14 protein-coding genes, 1 tRNA gene and 1 rRNA gene are annotated in these 24,771 nt (G+C 72.2%); 13 read left to right on the forward strand and 3 right to left on the reverse strand.

What is annotated here, in order from left to right; all coding sequences use genetic code 11:
* Positions 1 to 91, forward strand: a 5S ribosomal RNA gene (gene rrf / locus ACIA79_RS23270); the annotation flags it as partial.
* Between the two features lie 233 nt (positions 92 to 324).
* A tRNA-Thr gene (locus tag ACIA79_RS23275) sits at positions 325 to 397 on the forward strand.
* A gap of 77 nt (positions 398 to 474) precedes the next feature.
* On the opposite strand, the gene ACIA79_RS23280 is transcribed toward ACIA79_RS23275, so the two are convergent.
* Positions 475 to 3,126: a SpoIIE family protein phosphatase gene (locus ACIA79_RS23280; protein WP_399430272.1), complete on the reverse strand. Its 2,652-nt coding sequence runs from the start codon at positions 3,124 to 3,126 to the stop codon at positions 475 to 477.
* A gap of 307 nt (positions 3,127 to 3,433) precedes the next feature.
* Between ACIA79_RS23280 and ACIA79_RS23285 the strand changes: the two genes are divergently transcribed.
* From ACIA79_RS23285 to ACIA79_RS23335, 11 genes are all read left to right on the forward strand, one after another.
* Entirely contained in the window at positions 3,434 to 8,941 is a 5,508-nt protein-coding gene (locus ACIA79_RS23285; protein ID WP_399430273.1) for a HAMP domain-containing protein, read from the forward strand.
* A 244-nt stretch (positions 8,942 to 9,185) separates the two neighbouring features.
* Positions 9,186 to 9,869, forward strand: a complete 684-nt coding sequence (locus ACIA79_RS23290) for a two-component system response regulator (RefSeq protein WP_399430274.1) — start codon at positions 9,186 to 9,188, stop codon at positions 9,867 to 9,869.
* Between the two features lie 248 nt (positions 9,870 to 10,117).
* Positions 10,118 to 12,958: a DNA translocase FtsK gene (locus ACIA79_RS23295; protein WP_399430275.1), complete on the forward strand. Its 2,841-nt coding sequence runs from the start codon at positions 10,118 to 10,120 to the stop codon at positions 12,956 to 12,958.
* 240 nt (positions 12,959 to 13,198) lie between these two features.
* Positions 13,199 to 14,107, forward strand: a complete 909-nt coding sequence (locus ACIA79_RS23300; protein ID WP_399430276.1) for a helix-turn-helix domain-containing protein — start codon at positions 13,199 to 13,201, stop codon at positions 14,105 to 14,107.
* Between the two features lie 128 nt (positions 14,108 to 14,235).
* On the forward strand, positions 14,236 to 15,717 hold the full coding sequence (gene rimO / locus ACIA79_RS23305; protein WP_399430277.1) for a 30S ribosomal protein S12 methylthiotransferase RimO: 1,482 nt from the start codon (positions 14,236 to 14,238) through the stop codon (positions 15,715 to 15,717).
* The gene (gene pgsA, locus ACIA79_RS23310) at positions 15,714 to 16,547 is read left to right on the forward strand and encodes a CDP-diacylglycerol--glycerol-3-phosphate 3-phosphatidyltransferase (RefSeq protein ID WP_399430278.1); all 834 of its coding nucleotides are present in this window, start codon (positions 15,714 to 15,716) and stop codon (positions 16,545 to 16,547) included. Before rimO ends, pgsA begins: the two co-directional genes overlap by 4 nt.
* Positions 16,544 to 17,065: a CinA family protein gene (locus ACIA79_RS23315; protein WP_399430279.1), complete on the forward strand. Its 522-nt coding sequence runs from the start codon at positions 16,544 to 16,546 to the stop codon at positions 17,063 to 17,065. The genes pgsA and ACIA79_RS23315 overlap by 4 nt, the downstream gene beginning before the upstream one ends.
* Before the next feature lie 109 nt (positions 17,066 to 17,174).
* On the forward strand, positions 17,175 to 17,558 hold the full coding sequence (locus ACIA79_RS23320) for a helix-turn-helix domain-containing protein (protein WP_019889909.1): 384 nt from the start codon (positions 17,175 to 17,177) through the stop codon (positions 17,556 to 17,558).
* A gap of 162 nt (positions 17,559 to 17,720) precedes the next feature.
* The gene (locus tag ACIA79_RS23325; protein WP_399430280.1) at positions 17,721 to 18,206 is read left to right on the forward strand and encodes a Dps family protein; all 486 of its coding nucleotides are present in this window, start codon (positions 17,721 to 17,723) and stop codon (positions 18,204 to 18,206) included.
* A 40-nt stretch (positions 18,207 to 18,246) separates the two neighbouring features.
* A complete protein-coding gene (locus tag ACIA79_RS23330; protein ID WP_399430281.1) occupies positions 18,247 to 18,630 on the forward strand; it encodes a hypothetical protein in 384 nt (127 codons plus the stop codon).
* A 240-nt stretch (positions 18,631 to 18,870) separates the two neighbouring features.
* Entirely contained in the window at positions 18,871 to 19,140 is a 270-nt protein-coding gene (locus tag ACIA79_RS23335; RefSeq protein WP_399430380.1) for a hypothetical protein, read from the forward strand.
* Between the two features lie 91 nt (positions 19,141 to 19,231).
* On the opposite strand, the gene ACIA79_RS23340 is transcribed toward ACIA79_RS23335, so the two are convergent.
* Complete coding sequence (locus ACIA79_RS23340) at positions 19,232 to 20,041, reverse strand: Fpg/Nei family DNA glycosylase (RefSeq protein ID WP_399430282.1); 810 nt, start codon at positions 20,039 to 20,041, stop codon at positions 19,232 to 19,234.
* Between the two features lie 35 nt (positions 20,042 to 20,076).
* Positions 20,077 to 24,693: an ATP-dependent helicase gene (locus tag ACIA79_RS23345; RefSeq protein ID WP_399430283.1), complete on the reverse strand. Its 4,617-nt coding sequence runs from the start codon at positions 24,691 to 24,693 to the stop codon at positions 20,077 to 20,079.
* Positions 24,694 to 24,771: the final 78 nt, after the last annotated feature.

Consider the following 24,771-nt stretch of genomic DNA (forward strand, 5'->3'; position numbering starts at 1 on the left):
GCCCGGTTACATTCCGAACCCGGAAGCTAAGCCTTTCAGCGCCGATGGTACTGCAGGGGGGACCCTGTGGGAGAGTAGGACGCCGCCGAACAATTCTTGTGGGGAAGCCCCGCACCGTTATGGTGCGGGGCTTTTCCGCGTTCCGGGCGGGGTCGGGGTCGGGTACGGCTTTCGGCGAAGGGCCCTTCCGGGCAAGGCAGGTAAGAGGGGTTCAGGGAGCGGTGTCCTCGCCGTGTTGCCGGCGGGGGAGCCGGTTAGGCGAATCGGTTCGTTCGGGGTATGCTTTTCCCGTTGCCGCGAGGGAAACCTCAAAGCGACAAGCCGGCCCCTATAGCTCAGTCGGCAGAGCGTCTCCATGGTAAGGAGAAGGTCAACGGTTCGATTCCGTTTGGGGGCTCTGGAACGAAAGAAGACCCCCGCCCTAGTGGCGGGGGTCTTTTTCGTTGTGCGGGTGAGGGCCGACGGCCTTTCCGCTCAGTCGGTGTGCGGCTCCGGGACGCGCATCGCCAGGATCGCCATGTCGTCGGACGGCGGCTCGGCGGCGAAACGTTCGACCGCGCGCATCACGCGGGCGGTGACAGCGCCGGCCGTCAGGCCCGTACACGTGGTGAGGACGTCCATCAGGCCGTCGTCGCCGAGCATGCGGGAACCCTCGCGGCGTTCGGTGACGCCGTCGGTGACGCACAGCAGGACGTCGCCCGGGTCCAGGGTGACGGTCTCCTCGTACAGCTCCAGGTCGTCCATGACGCCCAGCAGCGGCTGCGGTTCGGCGGCCGGTTCGACCGTGCCGTCCGGGCGCAGGCGCAGCGGGAGCGGGTGGCCGGCACAGACGACCTTGAGGAGGGCGCTGCCGTCCTCCTGCGGCCACAGCTCGCCGTAGAGCAGGGTGAGGAAGCGGGAGCGGGCGCCCTCGTCGAGGATCGCCGCGTTCAGGCGCTCCAGGACCGCGGGGCCGCCGAATCCTTCGCGGGCCAGCAGGCGCAGGGCGTGGCGGGCGAGGCCGGTGACGGCCGCGGCTTCCGGCCCCGTACCGCAGACGTCGCCGATGGCGAAGCCGTACGCGTTGTCGCGGATCGGGAAGAGGTCGTAGAAGTCGCCGCCGACCTCGTTGCCCTCGCCGGCCGCGCGGTAGATGACGTCGACCTCGACGCCCGGGACCTGCGGGAGGCCCGGGGGCAGCAGGCTGCGCTGGAGCGACTGGCTGATGGCCGTGCGCTCGGAGTACAGGCGGGCGTTGTCGAGGGCGAGGGCGGCCCGGCGTGAGAGGTCCTCGGCGAGCTCCAGGATCTCCTGGCGGAAATGGTCGTCGGACGGCTTGCCGAGCGTCAGCATGCCGATGACGCGGTTACGGGCGACCAGGGGCAGGACGACCGTCTCGCCGCCCACCGCGGCGGCCGTCGCCAGCGACGTGCCGACGCCGGACGTCAGCGAGCCGGAGCCGTACCCCAGCTCGCGCATGGAGGTGCGCAGGGCAGCTTCGTGGGCGGCGTCGGAGGGGGCGGTCCAGACGCGGGCCCCGGGGGAGGGGACCGGCTCCGGCGGCGGGATCTTGGACAGCAGGGCCTTCAGGCCGTCGATGCGGTCCTCGTCCTCGTGGAGGACGTAGGAGAGGTACGGGTCGGACGACTGGTCGGCGATCGTGTAGACGGCGCACCAGGTGGCCAGCGTCGGCACGGTCATCTGGGCCATCAGGGCCAGGGTCTGGTCGCGGTCCAGGGTGCCGGCCAGCAGGTCGGAAGCCTCGACGAGGAAGCTGAGGGAGCCGCGGCGGAGGCGTTCGAGCTCGCCCAGGCGGGCGGACTCCACGGCGAGGGCGATGCGGTCGGCGGCGAACTGGAGCCGCAGGGCCTCCTCGTTCGAGTACCGTCCGGCGGCCTCCGCGGCGACGCCCAGCGAGCCCGTGAGGCGGCCCTCGACCTTGAGGGGGACGGTGACGACCGAGCGCATCCCGGTGCCGGTGAGGAGGGGCACGGCGCCATGGACGGCGGTGAGGTCCTCGTGGACGGCGGGCATGCGGGCGGAGGAGTACCGCCCGGTACCGGACTCGACGGGCACGCGGGCGAAGCGCTGGCGGGCCGAAGGGAGTCCGGTGGTGGCGCGGACCTCCAGCTCGGTCTCGTCGTCGGTGGCCAGCAGCAGGAAGGCGGCGTCGCCGTCGAGCATGTCGCGGGCGCGCTCGACGGTCCGCTGCAGCAGGCCGTCGAGGTCGTCCGGGGCGGGGGAGCCGATGAAGACCTCGAAGGGGTCGGAGCTGCGGCCCTCGGAGCCCGAGTCGGTCACGGGGGTGCGGGACGGCGACTGCAGCACGGCCCGCTCGTAGTCCCGTACGAGGAGGCAGACGGTGGACGGCTCGCCGTGGGTGTCGCGTACGCGCAGGTGGGAGGCGTAGACCGGGATGACGCGGCCGTCGGCGCAGCGGATGCCGTAGCTGCCCTCCCAGCGGGAGAGCCGCAGGGCCTCGGCGAGGCCGGTGCCGATGCCGGGGGTGTGGGGCCAGGCGGCGAAGTCGCCGAGCGGCTTGCCGGCGACCTGATCCGCGGCGTACCCGAAGAGGCGCTCGGCGTCCTCGTTCCAGGCGCTGATGGTGCCGTTGCGGTCGATCTGGGCGACGGCGACGCGGACGCGTTCGTCGGCCACGGGGAGGAGGTCGTCGGGGAGGGCGGGGCCGGCGGAGCGGGTGCCGACGGGGCGCTCCGGGAGGTCGAGCTGGAACCAGACCTGTTTGCGGGTGGGGGAGTACTCGACGCCCCAGCGGGAGGCGAGGGCGGCGCACAGCAGCAGTCCGCGGCCGTTCTCGCGCTCCGGGTGGACCTGCGCGCGGCCGGAGCCCTGGAGGGGCACCTCGCGCTCCGGGTAGCGGTCGGCGACCTCGACGCGTACGCCGTCCTCGGTGCGCAGGCACAGGACGTCGGCGGCGGTGCCGGCGTGGATCACCGCATTGGTGACGAGTTCGCTGGTGAGGACGACGGCGTCGTCGACGACATCGCCGTAACCCCAGCCCTGGAGGGTGTCCCGGACGAAGGCCCGGGCGGTCGCCACGGACCGCCCCACAGGCTCGAAGGTGGCGGCCGCCCGAGCGGTGATCACAGAACTCCTCGTACACGTCTCGACGCCCGGCTCTGCCATGGTCGGCCCTGCCCCTCCCCGGTGCCCGAGTGGTCGCGCTCCGCCGCACCGCCCCCAGCCGGGCGGACCGGGGCGGTTGGACAGCCGGATGCCAGGTTACTTACCTTCGCTGTCCGGGCGGGTGGTGGTCACCACCGTTTCCGTCCCCCGAGGGTGGGGACGTTATGCGAAGCTGCCGAACTGTTATGGCCTCGATCGCTCGTGGTGAAACACTGGGAGGGCTTCCGGCGGCGTCCCGGGCATTCCCTGCCCGAGCAGCCACGAGTGATGTCGGAGCAGTACGGTCGATCCCTGCGGGAGGGACACGGTGGAGTCTGGCGTGACGGCGCGGAGCGGAAGCACGCGCGCGAAGGGCGGGCGGTCCCGGAGCGGTGGGACGGTCGAGGTGGATGCCGCGGCCCTGGAGCGGCTGCTGACCGCCCTGGCGTCGATGCGGGACGGCAACTTCCGCAAGCGCCTGACCGTGACCGGTGACGGCGTGATGGCGGAGATCGCCGCCGTCTTCAACGAGGTCGCCGACCGCAAGCTGCACCTGACCGGGGAGCTGCAGCGGGTCCGGCGGATGGTCGGGCGCGAGGGCAAGCTGTCGGAGCGGCTGGAGGTCGGGGCCAGCGAGGGCGCCTGGGCGCAGGCCATCGAGGCGGCGAACGCCCTGGTCGACGATCTGACGCGGCCCGTGTCGGAGGTCGGGCGGGTGCTGTCCGCGGTCGCGGAGGGTGACCTGGAGCAGCGGATGGAGCTGCGCTCGGAGAGCCTGGACGGGACGGTGCGGCCGCTGCGCGGCGAGTTCCTCAAGGTCGCCCGTACGGTCAACAACCTGGTCGACCAGCTCTCGGCGTTCACCGACGAGGTGACCCGGGTGGCGCTGGAGGTCGGCACCGAGGGCAAGCTCGGCGGGCAGGCGCAGGTGCGCGGTATGTCCGGTTCCTGGAAGGATCTCCAGGATTCGGTGAACACCATGGCGTACCGGCTGACGGCCCAGGTGCGGGATATCGCCCTCGTGACGACGGCGGTCGCCAAGGGTGATCTGTCGCGGAAGGTCACCGTGCACGTGGCCGGTGAGATGCTCCAGCTGAAGAACACCGTGAACACGATGGTGGACCAGCTGTCGTCCTTCTCCTCCGAGGTCACGCGGGTGGCGCGCGAGGTGGGTACGGAGGGCGAGCTGGGCGGTCAGGCCGAGGTGCCGGGCGTGGCCGGGGTGTGGAAGGACCTCACCGACTCCGTCAACACGATGGCGGGCAACCTGACGTCCCAGGTGCGCGGCATCGCCGAGGTGACGACGGCGGTGGCCAACGGTGACCTGTCCCAGAAGGTGACGGTCAGCGCGCGGGGCGAGGTGGCGCAGCTCGCCGACACGATCAACCAGATGACCGAGACGCTGCGGACGTTCGCCGACGAGGTGACGCGTGTGGCGAGCGAGGTCGGTGCCGAGGGTCTGCTCGGCGGGCAGGCGCAGGTGCCGGGCGCGGCCGGTACGTGGAAGGACCTGACGGACTCGGTCAACACCGTGTTCCGGAACCTGACCACCCAGGTGCGGGACATCGCGCAGGTGACGACGGCGGTGGCGAACGGTGACCTGTCGCAGAAGGTCACCGTCGACGTGGCCGGGGAGATGCTGGAGCTGAAGAACACCGTCAACACGATGGTGGACCAGCTGTCGGCGTTCGGTTCGGAAGTGACGCGGGTGGCCCGCGAGGTGGGTGTCGAGGGCCGGCTGGGCGGCCAGGCCCATGTGCCGGGGGCCGCGGGGACCTGGAAGGACCTGACGGACTCGGTCAACACGGCGTTCCGCAACCTCACCGGTCAGGTGCGGGACATCGCGCAGGTGACGACGGCGGTGGCGAACGGCGATCTGACGCAGAAGGTCACCGTCGACGTCGCGGGCGAGATGCTGGAGCTGAAGAACACGGTCAACACGATGGTGGCGCAGCTGTCGTCGTTCGCCGACCAGGTGACGCGCATGGCGCGGGACGTGGGCACGGAGGGCCGGCTGGGCGGTCAGGCGCGCGTCGACGGTGTCTCGGGCACGTGGAAGGAGCTCACGGACTCCGTCAACTTCATGGCCGGGAACCTGACGTCGCAGGTGCGGCAGATCGCGCAGGTGACGACGGCGGTGGCGCGCGGTGACCTGTCGCAGAAGATCGACGTGGACGCGCGCGGCGAGATCCTGGAGCTGAAGAACACCATCAACACGATGGTCGACCAGCTGTCGGCGTTCGCCGAGCAGGTGACCCGGGTGGCCCGCGAGGTGGGCACCGACGGCCGGCTGGGCGGTCAGGCGCAGGTGCCGGGGGTCGCGGGTGTGTGGCGGGACCTGACGGATTCGGTGAACGGCATGGCGGGGAACCTGACCGCCCAGGTCCGCAACATCGCCCAGGTCGCGACGGCGGTGGCGCGCGGTGACCTGTCGCAGAAGATCGACGTGGATGCGCGCGGCGAGATCCTGGAGCTGAAGAACACCCTCAACACGATGGTGGACCAGCTGTCGAACTTCGCGGAGCAGGTGACCCGGGTGGCCCGTGAGGTGGGTACGGAGGGCATCCTGGGCGGCCAGGCGGAGGTGCAGGGCGTCTCCGGCACCTGGAAGGACCTGACGCAGTCCGTCAACTCGATGGCGAACAACCTCACCTCGCAGGTGCGGAACATCGCCGAGGTGACGACCGCGGTCGCCAAGGGCGACCTGTCGAAGAAGATCACGGTCGACGCGCGGGGCGAGATCCTCGACCTCGTCACCACCGTCAACACGATGGTGGACCAGCTGTCCAACTTCGCCGACGAGGTGACGCGGGTCGCCCGTGAGGTGGGTACGGAGGGCATCCTGGGCGGCCAGGCGCGGGTGCGGGGCGTCACCGGCATCTGGAAAGACCTGAGCGACAACGTCAACGTGATGGCCAACAACCTGACCTCGCAGGTGCGCAACATCTCGCGGGTGTCGTCGGCCGTCGCCAACGGCGATCTCACGAAGAAGGTGACGGTCGAGGCGCGCGGCGAGGTCGCGGAGCTCGCCGACACCGTCAACACCATGGTGACCACGCTGTCGTCGTTCGCCGACGAGGTCACGCGCGTGGCGCGCGAGGTGGGCACGGAGGGCGAGCTGGGCGGCCAGGCCCGGGTGCCGGGTGTGTCCGGTACGTGGAAGGACCTGACCGAGTCGGTGAACTCGATGGCGTCCAACCTGACGGGTCAGGTGCGCCAGATCGCCGCGGTCACCACGGCCATCGCCAAGGGCGACCTGACCAAGAAGATCGACATCGATGCGCAGGGCGAGATCCTGGAGCTGAAGAACACCATCAACACGATGGTCGACCAGCTCTCGTCGTTCGCCGAGGAGGTCACCCGGGTGGCCCGCGAGGTGGGCACCGAGGGCATCCTCGGCGGCCAGGCCCGGGTCCGGGACGTCGACGGCACCTGGCGCGACCTGACCGAGTCGGTGAACGAGATGGCCGGGAACCTGACACGGCAGGTGCGCGCGATCGCGGCCGTCGCCACGGCGGTGACCCGCGGCGACCTGAACCTGAAGATCGACGTCGACGCGGCGGGCGAGATCCAGGTCCTCCAGGACAACATCAACACGATGATCGCCAACCTGCGCGACACCACCCTCGCCAACGAGGAGCAGGACTGGCTCAAGGGCAACCTGGCCCGCATCTCCGGCCTGATGCAGGGCCGGCGCGACCTGGACGACGTCGCCTCGCTGATCATGAGCGAGCTGACCCCGGTGGTCTCGGCGCAGCACGGCGCGTTCTTCCTGGCGATGCCCACGGGCGGCGGGAACGAGATCGGGGCGGACGAGGACGGTTCGTACGTGCTGGTCATGCGCGGCAGCTACGGCTACTCGGCCGGGTCGATGCCCACGTCCTTCCGGCCGGGCGAGACGCTGATCGGTACGGCGGCCGAGGAGAAGCGGACGATCCAGGTCAACGTTCCGCCGGGCTACCTGAAGATCTCGTCCGGGCTCGGGGAGGCGGCCCCGGCGCATGTGATCGTGCTGCCGGTGCTCTTCGAGGGGAAGGTCCTCGGTGTGATCGAGCTGGCGTCGTTCCAGCCCTTCACGCAGATCCAGCGCGACTTCCTGAACCAGATCGCCGAGATGATCGCGACGAGCGTCAACACCATCAGCGTCAACACCAAGACCGAGGTGCTGCTGGAGCAGTCGCAGGAGCTGACGGAGCAGCTGCGGGAGCGTTCGGCGGAACTGGAGAGCCGGCAGAAGGCGCTGCAGGACTCCAACGCCGAACTGGAGGAGAAGGCCGAGCTGCTGGCGCAGCAGAACCGCGACATCGAGGTGAAGAACACCGAGATCGAGGAGGCCCGGCAGGTGCTGGAGGAGCGGGCCGAGCAGCTGGCCGTCTCCATGCGGTACAAGTCGGAGTTCCTGGCGAACATGTCGCACGAGCTGCGTACGCCGCTGAACTCGCTGCTCATCCTGGCGAAGCTGCTCGCGGACAACGCGGAGGGCAACCTGTCGCCGAAGCAGGTCGAGTTCGCCGAGACCATCCACGGTGCCGGTTCGGACCTGCTGCAGCTGATCAACGACATCCTCGACCTGTCGAAGGTCGAGGCGGGCAAGATGGACGTCAGCCCGACCCGGATCGCGCTGGTGCAGCTCGTCGACTACGTGGAGGCGACGTTCCGGCCGCTGACCGCCGAGAAGGGGCTGGACTTCTCCGTACGGGTGTCGCCGGAACTGCCGGCCACGCTCCACACCGACGAGCAGCGGCTGCTGCAGGTACTGCGCAACCTGCTGTCGAACGCGGTGAAGTTCACCGACAGCGGGGCGGTGGAGCTGGTGATCCGGCCGGCCAGGGCGGACGTGCCGCAGTCGATCCGCGAGCAGCTGTTGGAGGCGGGTTCGCTGAGCGAGCCGGACGGCGACCTGATCGCGTTCTCGGTGACCGACACGGGGATCGGCATCGCCGCCAGCAAGATGCGGGTGATCTTCGAGGCGTTCAAGCAGGCGGACGGTACGACGAGCCGCAAGTACGGCGGTACGGGACTGGGCCTGTCGATCAGCCGGGAGATCGCGAGGCTGCTGGGCGGCGAGATCCACGCGGCGAGCGAACCGGGCCGCGGCTCGACCTTCACGCTGTACCTGCCGCTGCACCCCAGCGAGCTGCCTCCGCACGGGTACGGGCACCAGGGCCCGAACGCGGAGCCCGGCGGCTCCGACGGCCAGGGGCCGGACGGGTACGGCGAGGCGGCGCAGGACGGGCGCTCGGGCGGCGGGGCGTTGTTCCGGCACCGCCGCAGGACGGCGGGCCGGGCGGAGCCGCGCGCGGCGCTGCCGGGTCAGACGGCGCAGCCGCAGGAGGCGCCCTCCGAGTCGCCCGCGGGACAGCAGGCGTCCGGGCCGGCGACGGGTGCGGCGTCCGGGGCGCAGGATTGGCCGGGTGCCGGTCAGGAGGCCGCGCACACGCCGGGGCACCGCTTCGCGTTCAACGGTGAGAAGGTGCTCATCGTCGACGACGACATCCGCAACGTCTTCGCGCTCACCAGCGTCCTGGAGCAGCACGGCCTGGCGGTGCTGTACGCCGAGAACGGCCGCGAGGGCATCGAGGTGCTGGAGCAGCACGACGACGCGGCGGTCGTCCTGATGGACATCATGATGCCGGAGATGGACGGGTACGCGACGACGACGGCGATCCGGCGGATGCCGCAGTTCGCCGGCCTGCCGATCATCGCGCTGACGGCGAAGGCGATGAAGGGCGACCGGGAGAAGGCCATCGAGTCCGGGGCTTCCGACTACGTGACGAAGCCGGTGGATCCCGATCATCTGCTCTCCGTGATGGAGCAGTGGATGCGCGGAGAGTGATCGGACGCCGCACGAATGACAACGACTTGCTGACTGACTGTGGTCGAAAGCGTGTGAGAGGGCGGTGTACGGGGAACCTTCTGGTCTCCCACCGCGTTTCTGCTACGTGCACAGTGACATCGCGGTGACAGGGTGTGGCGACAGGCGGGGTGCGGCTACCATGACCGGCACAAGGACGGACGGCGCAAGGGAGTCGTCCCCTGGGGCGGCGCCCGGCCAACTGCCGGGGCGAGGAGGACGGGCCATGGTGCAGAAGGCCAAGATCCTCCTGGTCGATGACCGACCGGAGAATCTGCTGGCGCTGGAGGCCATCCTCTCTGCGCTCGATCAGACGCTGGTCCGGGCATCGTCAGGGGAGGAAGCGCTCAAGGCGCTGCTGACGGACGACTTCGCGGTCATTCTGCTGGACGTCCAGATGCCGGGAATGGACGGTTTCGAGACCGCCGCGCACATCAAGCGTCGGGAACGGACACGGGACATCCCGATCATCTTCCTCACCGCGATCAACCACGGCCCCCACCACACCTTCCGTGGGTACGCGGCCGGGGCCGTCGACTACATCTCCAAGCCGTTCGACCCCTGGGTGCTGCGCGCGAAGGTCTCCGTCTTCGTCGAGCTGTACATGAAGAACTGCCAACTGCGCGAGCAGGCGGCGCTGCTGCGTCTCCAGCTCGAAGGCGGCCAGGGCGGCCAGGACGGCGCGGCCCGTGAGTCCGCCGGTCTGCTCGCCGAGCTCTCCGCGCGCCTCGCCGCGGTCGAGGAGCAGGCCGAGGCCCTCTCCAAGCAGCTCGACGACGAGTCGGCGGACGCCGCCGCCGTCGCCACCGCCGCGCACCTGGAGCGCAAACTCACCGGGCTGCGCCGGGCGCTGGACGCCCTGGAGCCCGGCAGCGGGGGCGGCTCGCCCGGTCTGCCCGCGCAGGGCTGACGCACTGTCCGCCTGACCGGCCGTCAGGGGATCCGCCGTGGGTACGGAGCACCGTCGGCGACTCTCCGTCACCGCGTCGTCGGCCACCCGTCCAGGGTCCCTCGTCGCGCAGCGTCCGCCGCGCGGCGGTCCGTTGCCCGGCCTTCCGTTGAGCAGTCGTCAGTTTGTGATGACCGTGCGGACGACACGAACGGGTGAAGCGGTAGGCACACGTGTCCACCGCGTCCCACACCGGTAATCTCACCCCCATGGCCTCACGTACGTCCGGCAAGGGTCCCCACGGCACGGCGGGCACCGCGAAGCCGCGCGCCGCCGGCCGTGCGACGGGCGCCGCCGGCGCCGCGAAGAAGGCGGCGCCCGCCAAGCCCCCCGTCAAGAGGGCCGCGCCCGCCGCCAGGAAGGCCGCGGCGAAGAAGGCCCCCGCCAAGAAGGCCGCCGCGCGGAAGGCGGCGGGAGCGAAGGGCGCAGCGAAGGCGGCGCCGTCCCCCACCGGGGGGCTGTACCGGCTGGTCCGCGCCCTGTGGCTCGGCCTCGCCCACGCGGTCGGCGCGATGTTCCGGAGCATAGGGCGCGGCGCCAAGGGGCTCGACCCCGCGCACCGCAAGGACGGCCTGGCGCTGCTTCTCCTCGGCATCGCCCTGATCGTCGCCGCCGGCACCTGGGCCAGCCTCCGCGGCCCGGTCGGCGACCTCGTCGAGATGCTCGTCACCGGTGCCTTCGGCCGGCTCGACCTCCTCGTACCGCTGCTGGTCGGCGCCGTCGCGGTCCGCCTCATCCTCCACCCCGAGAAACCGGAGGCCAACGGGCGGATCGTGATCGGCCTGTCCGCGCTCGTCATCGGCGTGCTGGGGCAGGTGCACATCGCGTGCGGCTCGCCCGGCCGGGACCAGGGCAGCGAGGCGGTGCGGGACGCGGGCGGCCTGATCGGCTGGGGCGCCTCCAAGCCGCTGGTCTTCATGATGGGCGAGGTCCTCGCGGTCCCCCTGCTGGTGCTGCTCACCGTCTTCGGGCTGCTCGTCGTCACGGCGACGCCCGTCTACGCCATCCCGCAGCGGCTGCGTGCGCTCGGGGTGCGCCTCGGGCTGCTCGCGCCCCCACCCGGGGCCGCCGGCCTCGCGGAGGACGACGAGCGCTACGACGAGCAGTGGCGGGAGGCGCTGCCCGCCCGGCCGCGGCGGCGCGGGCCGGTGCCGCCGGCCGGTGCGTACGACGCCTACGGCCCGGACGAGGCCGAGGAGGAGGCGCTCACCCGGCGCAGGCGGCCGCGGAAGGCGGCGGCCGTCCCCGAGCCGGACTTCGACCGGCCCCGGGACGCGGTCGACATCGCGGCGGCTGCCGCGGCCGCGCTCGACGGCGCCGTACTGAACGGCATGCCCCCCTCGCCGGTGGTCGCCGACCTGACCCGGGAGGTCACGGGCGACCGCAAGCGCGACGCGCGGGACGCCGGGGAGGCCGCCGCCCCCGCACCCGTACCGTCCGCGCGGGACGCCGTGAAGCCCGGCCGCGGGCCGGCGGCTGCCTCCGGCCAGGTCCCGGACCTCACCAAGGCCGCACCCGCGCGGGACGAGGGGCAGCCCCTGCCGCCGCGCGCCGAGCAGCTCCGGCTCGCCGGGGACATCACGTACGTCCTGCCCTCGCTCGACCTGCTGGAGCGGGGCGGCCCGGGCAAGACCCGCAGCGCCGCCAACGACGCGATCGTCGCCGCGCTGACCACCGTCTTCTCCGAGTTCAAGGTGGACGCGGCCGTCACCGGCTTCACCCGCGGGCCGACGGTCACGCGGTACGAGGTGGAGCTCGGCCCGGCCGTGAAGGTCGAGCGGATCACGGCGCTGGCCAAGAACATCGCGTACGCCGTCGCCAGCCCCGACGTACGGATCATCTCGCCGATCCCCGGCAAGTCGGCCGTCGGCATCGAGATCCCGAACACCGACCGCGAGATGGTCAAGGTCGGCGACGTCCTGCGCCTCGCCGACGCCGCCGAGGACGACCACCCGATGCTGGTCGCGCTCGGCAAGGACGTCGAGGGCGGCTACGTGATGGCCAACCTGGCGAAGATGCCGCACGTGCTCGTCGCCGGCGCCACCGGGTCCGGCAAGTCGTCGTGCATCAACTGCCTGATCACCTCGGTGATGATAAGGGCGACCCCCGAGGACGTACGGATGGTGCTGGTCGACCCCAAGCGGGTCGAACTCACCGCGTACGAGGGCATCCCGCACCTCATCACGCCCATCATCACCAACCCCAAGCGGGCGGCCGAGGCGCTCCAGTGGGTCGTGCGCGAGATGGACCTGCGCTACGACGACCTGGCGGCGTACGGCTTCCGGCACATCGACGACTTCAACGCCGCCGTCCGGGCCGGGAAGGTCAAGCAGCCCGAGGGCAGCGAGCGCGAGCTCCAGCCGTACCCGTATTTGCTGGTCATCGTCGACGAGCTCGCGGACCTCATGATGGTCGCGCCGCGGGACGTCGAGGACGCCATCGTCCGCATCACGCAGCTGGCCCGCGCGGCCGGCATCCACCTGGTGCTGGCCACCCAGCGGCCGTCCGTGGACGTCGTCACCGGCCTCATCAAGGCGAACGTGCCCTCGCGGCTCGCCTTCGCCACCTCGTCGCTGGCCGACAGCCGGGTCATCCTGGACCAGCCGGGCGCGGAGAAGCTCATCGGCAAGGGCGACGGCCTCTTCCTCCCGATGGGGGCGAACAAGCCCGTCCGCATGCAGGGCGCGTTCGTCACCGAGGAAGAGGTCCAGGCGGTCGTCCAGCACTGCAAGGACCAGATGGCGCCGGTCTTCCGCGACGACGTCACGGTGGGCTCCCAGAAGAAGAAGGAGATCGACGAGGACATCGGCGACGACCTCGACCTGCTGTGCCAGGCCGCCGAACTGGTCGTCACCACGCAGTTCGGTTCCACGTCGATGCTCCAGCGCAAGCTGCGTGTCGGCTTCGCCAAGGCCGGCCGGCTGATGGATCTGATGGAGTCGCGCAACATCGTCGGGCCGAGCGAGGGCTCCAAGGCACGTGACGTCCTTGTCAAACCGGATGAGCTGGATGGAGTACTCGCCGTGATCCGAGGGGAGTCGGAGACGTAGGGATTCGCCGTCCGAGTCCTGATGGAGTCTCACTCGTAAGGGGATCGTGAGCAACCGTTTCCCCGCGTCGTACGTCAAGTTGGGAAGAGGGGCGGACAATGGATCGACTGTCCGTCCCGTCCTCTGGGCGCACGGCCATTCCGATGGCGTACAAACTGCGTCCGCCCGGTTGCTTAACCCTTTCGTACCACCCATAGACTGAACCTCCAGCAGGTGGTTACACGCTCGAAAGGCGCCCTCGTGTCCATCGGCAAATCCCCCGAAGACGACCGGCCTTCGCCCCCTTCGTCCGTTCCGTCCGGACCCTCGGATACGCCCGAGAGCGCCGGGACGCCGACCCCTTCGGACGCTTCCGTCCCCGCGGGACCGGAGGCGGACCGCCCCTCGATCGGCCGTGTCCTCCAGCAGGCCCGCGTCGACGCGGGGCTGACCGTCGAGGAGGTCAGCACCGCCACGCGCGTGCGCATCCCGATCGTGCACGCCATCGAGGAGGACGACTTCTCCCGGTGCGGCGGCGACGTGTACGCCCGAGGGCACATCCGTACGCTCGCGCGTGCCGTCGGTCTCGACCCGGTCCGCCTGGTCGAGCAGTACGACGCCGAGCACGGCGGCCGGCCCTCGCCGACGCCCGCCGCGCCGCTCTTCGAGGCCGAACGCATCCGCCCGGAGCGGCGGCGCCCGAACTGGACCGCCGCGATGGTCGCCGCCATCGTCGCCGTGATCGGCTTCGTCGGCTTCACGATGTTCAACGGCGACGACGCCGACTCCACCACCACGCACGTCGCGGAAGGCCCGGCCCCCGCCCAGAAGCCGGCCCCGAAGCCGAAGCCGCCCAAGCCGGTCGTCCCGCCCGCGCCCTCCGAGAGCGCGATCGCGGCCGTCCCGAAGGACAAGGTGACCGTCAAGCTCACCGCGACCGACGACAAGAGCTGGATCTCCGCCAAGGCCAGCGACGGCAAGCTGCTCTTCGACGGACTCCTCATGGAGGGCGACTCCAAGACCTTCCAGGACGACGAGAAGATCGATCTCATCCTGGGCAACGCCGGGGCGATCGAGCTCTTCGTGAACGGCAAGAAGGTCGACGAGAAGTTCGAGGCCGGGCAGGTCGAGCGCCTGTCCTACACGAAGGGCGACCCCGAGGTGGGGTGACGCCGGCAGGACGGCGGGGCGGGCCCGGAGGGCGCTGCGGGCCGCCCGGCGGGCCTCGGGGGCGGGGCGTCGGAGCCCCCTAAAGGGTGGCGCCGGGGGCATGGCCGGGACGAAGTAGTCTTGAGTCCATGCCCGAACGCCGTACCGTCGCCCTTGTCACTCTTGGCTGCGCCCGTAACGAGGTGGACTCGGAGGAGCTCGCAGGCCGCTTGGCAGCGGACGGCTGGGAGCTCGTCCAGGACGCCGCCGACGCGGATGTCGCGGTCGTCAACACCTGTGGGTTCGTCGAGGCCGCCAAGAAGGACTCCGTCGACGCCCTGCTGGAAGCCAACGATCTGAAGGACCACGGCAGGACCCAGGCCGTCGTCGCCGTCGGCTGCATGGCCGAGCGGTACGGCAAGGAGCTCGCCGAGGCGCTGCCCGAGGCCGACGGCGTGCTCGGCTTCGACGACTACGCCGACATCTCCGGCCGCCTCCAGACCATCCTGAGCGGTGGCAGCGTGGAGGCGCACACGCCGCGCGACCGGCGCAAGCTGCTGCCGCTGAGCCCCGTGCAGCGCCAGGAGGCGGCCGCGGAGATCGCCCTGCCCGGTCACGCGCAGGAGCCCGCCCCCGCCCCCGAGGACCTGCCCGAGGGCCTCGCACCGGCCTCCGGCCCGCGCGCGCCGCTGCGCCGCCGGCTGGACCGCAGCCCGGTCGCCTCGGTGAAGCTCGCCTCCGGCTGCGACCGGCGCTGCTCCTTCTGCGCCATCCCGTCCTTCCGCGGCTCCTTCGTCTCGCGCCGGCCCTCGGACGTCCTCGGCGAGACCCGCTGGCTCGCCGAGCAGGGCGTCAAGGAGGTCATGCTGGTCTCCGAGAACAACACCTCCTACGGCAAGGACCTCGGTGACATCCGGCTGCTGGAGACCCTGCTGCCGGAGCTGGCGGCGGTCGACGGGATCGAGCGCGTACGCGTCAGCTACCTGCAGCCCGCCGAGATGCGTCCCGGGCTCATCGACGTCCTGACGTCCACGGAGAAGGTCGCGCCCTACTTCGACCTGTCCTTCCAGCACTCGGCGCCGGCCGTGCTGCGTGCCATGCGCCGCTTCGGTGACACCGACCGGTTCCTGGAGCTGCTGGAGACCATCCGCGGCAAGGCACCGCAGGCCGGTGTGCGCTCCAACTTCATCGTGGGCTTCCCCGGCGAGACCGAGGAGGACTTCGCCGAGCTGGAACGCTTCCTCACGCACGCCCGCCTCGACGCCATCGGCGTGTTCGGCTACTCGGACGAGGACGGCACGGAGGCCGCCACGTACGAGCACAAGCTCGACCAGGACGTCGTCGACGAGCGGCTCGCCCACCTCTCCCGGCTGGCCGAGGAGCTCACCGCGCAGCGCGCGGAGGAGCGGATCGGCGAGACCATGGAGGTACTGGTCGAGACGGTCGACGCGTCCCCCGAGGGTGACGGCGCCGTCGGCCGGGGCCCGCACCAGGCGCCCGAGACCGACGGCCAGGTCGTCTTCACCACGACCGAGGGCCTCGAGCCGGGCCGTATGGTCACGGCGAAGGTCGTCGGGACCGAGGGCGTCGACCTGATCGCCGAGTGTCTTTTCGAGGAGGCGGGCAGATGACCGGAGTCCCGGCATCCGCCGCGGGCGGTGCGGGCAGGCCGACGCCGCCCGGCGGCAAGCTGGGCGCTGCGGCCGTCAACCAGGCGAGCCTCTGGAACATCGCCAACATCCTCACCATGGTGCGGCTGGTACTGGTGCCCGCCTTCGTGCTGCTGATGCTCCAGGACGGCGGTTACGACCCGGCCTGGCGTGCCTGGGCGTGGGCGGCCTTCGCCGTCGCCATGATCACGGACGTGTTCGACGGCCATCTGGCCCGGGCGTACAACCTGGTCACCGACTTCGGCAAGATCGCCGATCCGATCGCCGACAAGGCGATCATGGCGGCCGGGCTGGTGTCCCTGTCGGCGCTGGGGGACCTGCCGTGGTGGGTCACGGGGGTGATCCTCTTCCGCGAGCTCGGCATCACGCTGATGCGGTTCTGGGTGATCCGGCACGGGGTCATCCCCGCCAGCCGCGGCGGCAAGGTGAAGACGCTGGCGCAGGGCGCGGCGGTCGGCATGTACGTGCTCATGCTGACGGGGCCGCTGGCGACCCTCCGCTTCTGGGTGATGGCGCTGGCCGTCGTGTTGACGGTCGTCACGGGTCTGGACTACGTGCGGCAAGCGGTGGTCCTGCGGCGCCGCGGCCTTGCGGCGGAGCGGGCACAGCTCGCCGCGGAACTGGCCGGGCAGGCCGCCGCCGAGGTCGCCGGAGGCGGTCCGGGCGGTGCCGGGGGAGCTGCTGCCGGGCCGGCGCAGGCCGGAGTGCCGCACTCCGGACCGGGATCGGAGGCCGCTGCGCGGTCCGAGACGGGCGCCGGGGCGGAGCGTGGACCGGAGGCGGGGCGATGAACCCTGCCGAGCGCGCGCTCACCCTGCTTGCGGAGCGTGACCAGACGGTGGCCGTGGCGGAGTCCCTCACGGGTGGACTGGTCGCCGCCGAGCTGACGTCGGTGCCGGGTGCCTCCCGGTGTTTCCGCGGGTCGGTCACGGCGTACGCCACCGAGCTGAAGCGGGACCTGCTGGGCGTCGAGGCGGACCTCCTGGAGGACCGGGGAGCGGTCGATCCGGACGTGGCGCTGCAGATGGCGGCGGGTGTGCGCACCCGGCTGCGGGCCGGCTGGGGGGTCGCGACCACGGGCGTCGCGGGGCCCGAGCCGCAGGACGGACAGCCGGTCGGGACGGTCTTCGTGGCCGTCTGCGGGCCGTCCGGCGGGCCGCTCGGAGATGGGAAAGTCGTCGCCCTGCGATTGAACGGCGACCGCGCGGAAATCCGTAGAGAGAGTGTACGGAGCGTGCTGGAACTGCTCGCGGACCAACTCTCGGAGAATGCGCGGGCACAGGATACGGAACAGAACGGGGGGAATTGATGTTTGCAGCCCTGAGTGAACACGACATCGCTCCCCGCACGGCCGCAGCGCGAGGCGGTACGGTGGGGCGTGAAGGATGCGGCTACGCGGTCCGAGGAGGGAGCCACCGATGATTCTGCTCCGTCGCCTGCTGGGTGACGTGCTGCGTCGGCAGCGCCAGCGCCAGGGCCGTACTCTGCGCGAAGTCTCCTCGTCCGCCCGAGTCTCGCTCGGCTATCTCTCCGAGGTGGAGCGGGGGCAGAAGGAGGCTTCCTCCGAGCTGCTCTCCGCGATCTGCGACGCGCTTGACGTACGGATGTCCGAGCTCATGCGAGAAGTGAGCGACGAGCTCTCGCTGGCGGAGCTGGCCGAATCGGCAGCGGCGAGTGAGCCGGTGCCGGCACCAGTGCGTCCGATGCTCAATTCTGTGTCCGTGACGTCGGTGGCGGGCGTGCCGACCGAGCGGGTGACCATCAAGGCGCCCGCGGAGGCGGTGGACGTCGTCGCCGCCTGAGCGCACGCTCAGTACTTTTCGGCTCGCGTTTTGAGCTGAGCCCCGGTCGGGTACCCGAGTGGCCGACCGGGGCTTTCGTTTACTCCGAATGCCCGTTTTAGGTCGTATGTGTCATGGTGGACGGGCGTGCGCACCGCCGCACGCCGGAACGGAGGATTCGGAATGACTGTCGTGAAGAGCTCCCTGCCCGATGACGACCTGAAGGTGGTCGGCGAGGCGCTGCAGGGCACGCTGGTGGACGTGGTCGACCTGTCCCTGGTGGCCAAGCAGGTGCACTGGAACGTGGTCGGGCCGCGCTTCCGCTCCATTCACCTTCAGCTCGACGAGGTGGTGGCCACGGCCCGCCAGCACGCCGATGTGGTGGCGGAGCGCGCCTCGGCGCTGGGCATCACCCCGGACGGGCGAGCCGCGACGGTGGCGTCCAGCAGCGCCGTCGGCAAGGTGCCGACGGGGTGGATCAAGGACGACGACGCGGTCCGGATCCTGGTGGACGGGCTCGGCGCGGTGATCCGGCGGATGCGTGAGCGGATCGAGGCGACGGACAAGCCCGACCCGGTGACCCAGGACCTGCTGATCGCCCTGACCGCGGACCTCGAGAAGCACGCGTGGATGTTCCAGGCGGAGAGCCGCCAGGCGGAAAACGCGTAGGCGGTCGGGGCCGCGCCCGACGGGTTCGGCGGAACTCGCCGTGGCGGACTCCGCGTTCGAGGAGCCTCCGGTGAAGGTGCTCGCGGTGCTCGCGGTGAAGCCGCTTCGGGTGGAGGTGCTCCCGGTGGAGGCGCTCTCGGCAGGGGTGCTCCCGGTGGGCGAGGGCGAGCCTGCGTTTGCGGAGGACCTACCCGCGCCGGGCGGGTCCGCCGGAAGTGGACCCGGTGAACGGCGTCCCAGCGGCGGTCTCCTGACGGAGCGGCTGCCGCACCCGCTCAGCCGGGCGCGCGGCCGGGGCGCCTCGATCGGCCGGCGCCGGCGGGCGCGCCGGTGGCGGCCCGCCGGGGAGCGCGCGGGGGCGGCCGGGCGTGCGCTGGAGGCGTGCACCGGTACGCCCTCCCGCCGGTTGATCGCGCCGGTCTAGCGTCGACCCGAGGAGGCGGCCATGGTACGGCGATGGCTCACGAGGCCGGTGCTCACCCGGGTGATACGCAGGGCCGGTGCGACGCGCGCGGTCCGCGTGACCGGTGCGGCCCATGCGGCGCGCGCAGCGCTCGGGCGGTCGACCGCTCCACGGTTGGCGTCCGGGTCGTTCGTCCCCGCGACCGGCGTCTGCCCGCGGGTGCCGCCCCGGACGGTACGGGCGGCCGGGTCCGGGCGGGCGATGAAGCTCGTGCGGCTGCTTCTCGGGATGGTCCTGGGCGCGGTGTGGTGCTGGGCGGCGCTGCGGCTGGCGCTGACGCCCGGGCGGGCCGGTCTGCTCGAAGGAACCGTGGTGGCGGGCGGGTGGGGCCTGAGCCTGCTGCCCGTCCACGTCGCCTCACCGCCACCGGCCCGCTCCCGGGTCGTGCGCACGGTCGTGCGCGGGGTGGCCCGGGCACGGCGGCGCCGCCGCTCGGACGCACGATCCGGTCTGTCGTCGGGCCGGCGTTGACGCGTACGCCCTGCGGCCCCGGGCACGGCGGCCGGACCGCCGAGGCCGTACACCGGCATCTCCGGGCCATACGACCGCATGTGACGACCGGTCACACAGCCTGCGGGCCCGCTTCGGGGCCCGGGCCCTCCTGGCAGCCGGGGCACCAGTAGGAGACCCGCTCGTGGCTGTCGTCCCAGCGGATCGGCGTGCCGCAGCGGTAGCAGGGCTGATGCCTGCGGCCGTAGACGTACAGCTTCCGGTCCGGGCGGGAACTGCCGGTGGTACGCCGGTCGAAGCGCTCCTTGTTGATGTCCAGCAGGCGGTGCGCGGTGGCCACCAGCCGCTCCGGAACGCCGGGCGGGAGCTCACCGACGGGGAGCCAGGGGGTGACGCGGGCCAGGAAGGCGAGCTCGCACTTGAAGACATTGCCGATGCCGGCGAGGTTGCGCTGGTCCAGCAGCGCTTCACCGAGGGGGCGCGCGGGGTCGGCGCACACGCGCCGTACGGCCTCCTCGAAGTCCCAGTCCGGCCCCAGGAGGTCCGGACCGAGATGACCGACGACGGTGTCCTCGTCCACCGTACGCAGGAGGTCCAGCACGGGCAGCCGGTAGCCCACCGCCGTGTGGTCGCTGGTGGCGAGGATGGCCCGGATCTGGTGGGCGGGGCCGCCGCGCCAGCGCTCACCGGACGCGTAGACGTTCCAGGAGCCGTCCATCCGCAGGTGGGAGTGGAGTGTGAGACCGCCCTCGACGCGGGTGAGCAGGTGTTTGCCGCGGGGAGTGACGTCGAGTACCTCCCGGCCGGTCAGGTCGGCGGTGGCCAGGCGCGGGACGCGCAGGTCGGAGCGCGTCAGGAGCCGGCCTGCCAGGACGGTGTGCAGGCGGCGGGCGGTCAGCCAGACGGTGTCTCCTTCGGGCATGCCTCCATGATGGGGGACCGGGCGGCGGACACGGCCTACGCCCGCAGGCGCAGGCCCCGCGGAGTGGCGTGGAAGCCCGCCGCTTCCAGGGCACGCGACAGCGGCGACGTCAGGGCCGCCGTGCCGTTGATCCGTTCCACGGTGACGGTGCCGAGGGATCCGGCGCGGGCAGCCCCCGCGAGCGCCTCGGCGGCGGCCGTGAGGACCGGATCGTCCGGCTCGGCGGACCAGGACAGCAGCGTCTTGCCGCCGCGCTCCATGTAGAGCGCGAGCTCGCCGTCGGCGAGCACCACCAGGGAGCCCGCCTTGCGGCCCGGCTTGTGCCCGGCACCGGTCGGCGGCTCCGGCCACGGCAGGGCCGCGCCGTACGCGTTGGCCGGGTCGGCGGCGGCCAGGACCACCGCGCGCGGGGTGGACTGCTCGGCGCGTTCCCGCGCGTTCGCCGCCGCGCGCAGCCGGTCCACCGCACCGTCCATCGCGAACTGCGCGGCGCCCAGCCCTTCCACGACGTAGCCGCGGCGCGCCTGCCCGCTGTCCTCGAAGGCGGACAGGACCCGGTACGTCGCCGAGAACCCGCCCTCCACGCCTTCCGCGGCGACCGCGCCGCGGGTGACCACGCCGTGCCGGTCGAGCAGGGTGCGGGCCAGGGCGTGGGCGCGGTGCGTCGGGTCCGGCTCGGCGGTCGGGAGCAGCGACCAGCGGCCGCTGACGGTCGGCGGACCGGACCGGGAGGCGGAGCGGGCGGCCGCGCCGAGCGTGCCGTACCGGCCGCGCGGGATGGTCCGTTTGGCGCGGTGCGCGGTGGAACCCGCCGTACGGCCCGAGCCGAGCAGGGCGCGCAGCGGCGCCAGGGTGTCGTTCGTCAGCCGGCCCGACCAGGCCAGGTCCCAGAGGGCGTCGGCGAGTTGCGGGTCGGTCGCCTCGGGGTGCGTGGTGGCGCGCACCTGGTCGGCGATCTGGCGGAAGAAGAGGCCGTAACCACCGGAGAGAGCCGCCAGGACCGATTCGTGGAGGGCCGTGAGCTCCAGGGGGTGGGGAGCCGGGAGCAGCAGGGGCGCCGCGTCGGCGAGATACAGGGAGACCCAGCCGTCCTTGCCGGGCAGGGCACCCGCGCCCGCCCACAGCACCTCGCCGGTGGTGGTGAGCTCGTCGAGGAGCGTGGGGCCGTATCCGGAGACGCGGGAGGGCAGGATCAGCTTCTCGAGGGCGGAGGCGGGGACGGGGGCGCCCTGCAACTGCTCGACGGCGCGCGCCAGTCCGTCGATGCCGCGCAGGCTGTTGCTGCCCAGGTGCTGCCACTGCGGCAGGAAGGTGGCCAGCGCGGCGGGCGGCACCGGCTCCAGCTCGTGGCGCAGGGCGGCCAGGGAGCGGCGGCGCAGCCTGCGCAGGACGGCCGCGTCGCACCACTCCTGGCCGATGCCCGAGGGGTGGAACTCCCCCTGGACGACACGGCCGGCTGCGGCCAGGCGGTGCAGGGCGCCGTCGGTGACGGCGGTGCCCAGGCCGAAGCGGGCGGCGGCCGCGGAGGAGGTGAACGGGCCGTGCGTGCGCGCGTACCGCGCGAGGAGGTCGCCCAGCGGGTCCTTGACCGGCTCGGTGAACGCCTCCGGAACACCGACCGGGAGGGCGGTGCCCAGGGCATCGCGCAGCCGGCCCGCGTCCTCGATGGCCGCCCAGTGGTCGGCTCCCGCGATACGGACGCGGATCGCGCGGCGCGTCCTGGCGAGGTCCTCCGCCCAGGCGGGGTCCGCGCCGCGCTCGGCCAGCTCGGCTCCGGTGAGCGGGCCGAGGACCCGCAGGGCGTCGGCGACGCCTTCCACGTCCTTGACGCGGCGGTCCTCGGCGAGCCACTGCAGCTCGCGCTCCAGCTCGGTCAGGACGTCGGCGTCCAGCAGCTCGCGCAGCTCGGCCTGGCCCAGCAGCTCGGCCAGCAGCCGGGAGTCCAGGGACAGCGCGGCCGCCCGCCGCTCCGCGAGCGGGGAGTCGCCCTCGTAGAGGAACTGGGCGACGTAGCCGAAGAGCAGCGAGCGGGCGAAGGGGGACGGCTCCGGCGTGGTGACCTCGACCAGGCGGACGCGGCGCGACTCGATGTCGCCCATCAGCTCCTGCAGTCCGGGCACGTCGAAGACGTCCTGGAGGCACTCGCGGACGGCCTCCAGCACGATCGGGAACGAACCGAACTCGCTGGCCACCTGCAGCAGCTGGGCCGCCCGCTGCCGCTGCTGCCACAGCGGGGTGCGCCTGCCGGGGTTGCGCCGGGGCAGCAGCAGGGCGCGGGCCGCGCACTCGCGGAACCGGGACGCGAACAGGGCCGAACCGCCCACCTGGTCGGTGACGATCTGGGCGACGTCACCCTTGTCGAAGACGACGTCGGCGGCACCGACCGGGGCCTGCTCGCTGTCGTACTCCAAGCCGGGCGCGGCCGGCTCCTGGTCGAGCAGGTCCAGTCCCATCAGATCCGCGTCGGGCAGGCGCAGCACGATGCCGTCGTCCGCGTGCATGACCTGGGCGTCCATGCCGTACCGCTCGGAGAGCCGGGCGCTGAGCGCCAGCGCCCACGGCGCGTGGACCTGCGCGCCGAACGGCGAGTGGACCACGACCCGCCAGTCGCCCAGCTCGTCACGGAACCGCTCCACGAGGACCGTACGGTCGTCGGGGATGTGCCCGCAGGCGCGGCGCTGCTCGTCCAGGTAGGCGATGACGTTGTCCGCGGCCCACGCGTCGAGGCCCGCAGCCAGCAGCCGCAGCCGCGCGTCGTCCGGCTCCAGCGAGCCCACCTCGCGCAGGAACGCGCCCACCGCGCGGCCCAGTTCCAGCGGCCGGCCCAGCTGGTCGCCCTTCCAGAAGGGCAGCCGTCCCGGGACGCCGGGGGCGGGGGAGACCAGCACCCGGTCCCGGGTGATGTCCTCGATCCTCCAGGAGGAGGTGCCCAGCGTGAACACGTCGCCCACGCGCGACTCGTAGACCATCTCCTCGTCGAGCTCGCCGACCCGGCCGCCGCCCTTCTTCGGGTCGGCGCCCGCCAGGAACACCCCGAAGAGCCCGCGGTCGGGAATCGTGCCGCCCGAGGTGACGGCGAGGCGCTGTGCGCCCGGGCGGCCCGTGACCGTGCCCGCGACGCGGTCCCACACCACCCGCGGGCGCAGCTCGGCGAACGCGTCCGACGGATAGCGTCCCGCGAGCATGTCCAGGACGGCCGTGAACGCCGACTCCGGCAGCGACGCGAACGGCGCCGCGCGCCGCACCACCGCCAGCAGGTCGTCGAACTGCCAGGTGTCCAGGGCCACCATGGCGACCAGCTGCTGGGCGAGTACGTCCAAGGGGTTCGACGGGATCCGCATGGACTCGATGGAGCCGGTGCGCATCCGCTCGGTCACCACGGCCGCCTGCACCAGGTCGCCCCGGTACTTGGGGAAGACGACGCCCGTGGACACCGCGCCCACCTGGTGACCGGCCCGGCCGACGCGCTGCAGGCCGGACGCCACGGACGGCGGTGACTCCACCTGCACGACCAGATCCACCGCGCCCATGTCGATGCCCAGCTCCAGGCTGGAGGTCGCGACGACGGCGGGCAGCCGGCCCGCCTTGAGGTCCTCCTCCACCAGCGCCCGCTGCTCCTTGGAGACCGAGCCGTGGTGCGCACGGGCCAGCAGGGGCGGGGCCCCCTTCGCCGCGCCCGACTGGGCCATCAGCTCGGCCGGGGACTGGTCCTCGGGCAACGGCTCACCGGTGGCCCGCTCGTAGGCGATCTCGTTGAGCCGGTTGCACAGCCGCTCCGCCAGCCGGCGCGAGTTGGCGAAGACGATCGTCGAGCGGTGGGCCTGGACGAGGTCGGCGATGCGCTCCTCCACGTGCGGCCAGATCGACGGCCGCTCGGTCTGGTCGGTCTCCGTCGCCGGGGAGCCCCCCAGCTCGCCCAGGTCCTCGACCGGGACGACCACGGACAGGTCGAACTCCTTGCCGGACCGCGGCTGGACGATCTCCACCTTCCGCTGCGGCGACAGGTAGCGCGCGACCTCGTCGACCGGACGCACGGTCGCCGACAGCCCGATCCGGCGGGCCGGGCGGGGGAGCAACTCGTCCAGCCGCTCCAGGGACAGCGCCAGGTGCGCACCCCGCTTCGTGCCCGCGACCGCGTGCACCTCGTCCAGGATCACCGTCTCGACACCGGACAGCGCGTCGCGGGTGGCCGAGGTGAGCATCAGGAACAGCGACTCGGGCGTCGTGATCAGGATGTCCGGCGGCCGCGTGGCCAGCGAGCGCCGCTCGGCGGCCGGGGTGTCGCCCGAGCGGATGCCGACCCGCACCTCCGGCTCGGGCATCCCCAGCCGCACCGCCTCCTGCCGGATGCCGGTCAGCGGGCTGCGCAGATTGCGCTCGACGTCGACCGCGAGCGCCTTGAGCGGCGACACATACAGCACACGGCAGCGCTTCTTGGCGTCCGCGGGCGCCGGGGTGGAGGTGAGCCGGTCGAGGGCGGCGAGGAACGCGGCCAGCGTCTTGCCGGAGCCGGTCGGTGCCACGACGAGGACGTCCGAGCCCGCGCCGATCGCCCGCCAGGCGCCTTCCTGCGCGGCGGTGGGCGCGCTGAAGGCCCCCGTGAACCAGCCCCGGGTCGCGGGCGAGAAGGAGTCGAGCGCAGTCCTGGCCATGTCCCCCATCGTGCACCCCGCCACTGACAATCCGGCCCGGCACGACACGGCGGCGGCCCCGGCCGGCCGGGCCCCCGG

Origin of the sequence: Streptomyces sp. NPDC051310 (genome assembly GCF_044455245.1) — a bacterium.
GTDB lineage: Bacteria > Actinomycetota > Actinomycetes > Streptomycetales > Streptomycetaceae > Streptomyces.